The 459-nt window shown below is 66.0% G+C and carries 1 protein-coding gene; it reads right to left on the bottom strand.

Annotated features, from left to right (window positions below; translation table 11 throughout):
• The coding region (locus BN1127_RS10710) for a YgjV family protein (protein ID WP_052833537.1) at nt 1-431 on the bottom strand (431 nt) is incomplete at its 3' end.
• Between the last annotated feature and the right edge of the window lie 28 nt (nt 432-459).

Raw genomic sequence — 459 nt, 5'->3', positions numbered from 1 at the left:
GTCCAGCACAGGCCACCCGCCAGCATGCTGAGTCGCAGCGTGATGCCCTGGGCCCGAAACAGTCCCCAGGTGCCGATGGTGGTACCTATGATGGGCAGCCACTGTACCGCGCTGGTGATCCCGGGAATGCCGAGCCCCCAGACCAGAAGCAGGAACAACAGCATTACCCAGGGGCTGCGGGTGTACCCAGAGGCGGTGGTGCGAATGCAACTGAGGCCTGCACTGAGGGCCGCGGTGCCGGCCCCCATCAGGAAGAAGTGGAGGGCGATGGCCGCCTGATAGAGGCAGAGCCGCAACCGAAAGCGCCCGTCATCCCGTTGCCGGAAGGCGCTGATCCCGACCAGCATGGCGGCGAGGCCGATGCCCTGTGCCAGAGGTTGTTGCTGGAACAGCGTCCATAGCGGCATCAGTCCGCCGAGATCCAGGCTCACAGGCCACCCCCGCGCAGGAACCGTGTTC

The organism is Aeromonas media (assembly GCF_000819985.1).
Lineage (GTDB): Bacteria > Pseudomonadota > Gammaproteobacteria > Enterobacterales > Aeromonadaceae > Aeromonas > Aeromonas media.
The sequence above is the reverse complement of the archived record's forward strand: the minus strand, read 5'-3'. Positions and strand labels throughout refer to the sequence as shown.